Source organism: Rhodoplanes roseus, assembly GCF_003258865.1.
Classification (GTDB): domain Bacteria; phylum Pseudomonadota; class Alphaproteobacteria; order Rhizobiales; family Xanthobacteraceae; genus Rhodoplanes; species Rhodoplanes roseus.
On record NZ_NPEX01000585.1, the window covers coordinates 1 to 1,118 of the forward strand.

The following is a 1,118-nucleotide window of genomic DNA, read 5'->3' on the forward strand; positions in this document are numbered from 1 at the left end:
GCCGACCTCCCCCCTCCAGGGGGAGGTGAAACGCGTTTCCTCATGCCGCCCCCTCCTCCGCCGTGTACAGCCGGTCGAGCGCGCGCTTTTCACGCCGCAGGAGCGCAATGGCGGCCAGCACGATCACGACCATCAGCAGCATCACCACGTAAGACATGGCGGCGCCCTTGGAGATCTCGAAGTACTGCCAGGTGGTGAGGAAGATGTAGACCGGCAGCGTCTCGGTCGCGGTTCCGGGGCCGCCCTGGAACAGCGCCCAGGTCTTCGGGAACTCCGCCATCGCCTCCAGGAAGCGCAGCACCAGGGCCAGGAAAATCACCGGCCGCAGCAGCGGAAGCTGGACCTCCAGGAAGATGCGCCAGCGCGAGGCGCCCAAAATCTCGGCGGCCTCGATCGGCTCCTTCGGGATGGCGGCGAGGCCAGCCAGCATGATGATGAAGCTGAACGGCGTCCAGTTCCAGATTTCGAGGATCGTGACGGTCAGCATCGCGATATTGGGGTCGGTCAACCAAGCCGGCTTGAACGGCACGCCCAGGATGCCGCTGACGATGCCGTTGATCGGCCCGCTCTGGTAGAGCAGCATCTCGGCCGTGTAGGCGACGACGATCGGCACGGTCAGCATCGGCAGGATGAAGACGATGTAGTAGACCGCATGGCCGCGGAACGGCTTCACCATCAGCCAGGCGAGCGCGAAGCCGAGCACGAAGCAGCCGAACGTGGACGCGGTCGCGAAGGCGAGCGAGCGCAGGATCGCCCAGCCGAAGCGCGGATCGGTCAGCACCTCGCGAAAGAGCTCGGTGCCGACGAACTCGGCGTCCCACCACGAGCCGAGATAGACCGAGTATTGATGCACCGAGAAGTAGAGCTGCAGCGCCAGCACGGGCAGCAGCACGATCGCGACAACGGCGATCAGCGGCGCCAGGATCGACCAGCGGAAGCGCCGGATCGCCCGCGCCCGCGACACGTCGCGCGTGCTCGGCTGCGGCGGGGCGTAGGTGGCCGTGATGGCGGTCATCGGGGGGTCCCTTTCGACTCGCTCCTGATCAGGGGCGGGTTCGCCTTTGCGAGGGCGCCGGCTCTTCCTTCTCCCCGCGCGCGGGGAGAAGGTGGCTCGCCGC

At 67.0% G+C, this 1,118-nt stretch carries 1 protein-coding gene; it reads right to left on the reverse strand.

The genetic code is table 11. The features are described from left to right. Nucleotides 1-40: 40 nt before the first annotated feature. Nucleotides 41-1,015 carry a carbohydrate ABC transporter permease gene (locus CH341_RS31420; RefSeq protein ID WP_111423638.1) on the reverse strand — a complete coding sequence of 325 codons (975 nt, stop codon included), beginning with the start codon at nt 1,013-1,015 and terminating at the stop codon, nt 41-43. Nucleotides 1,016-1,118: the final 103 nt, after the last annotated feature.

What these genes read in the sequence shown, in the direction of transcription:
- CH341_RS31420 (WP_111423638.1), bottom strand. Translation starts at nt 1,015, where the DNA reads ATGACCGCCATCACGGCCACCTACGCCCCGCCGCAGCCGAGCACGCGC.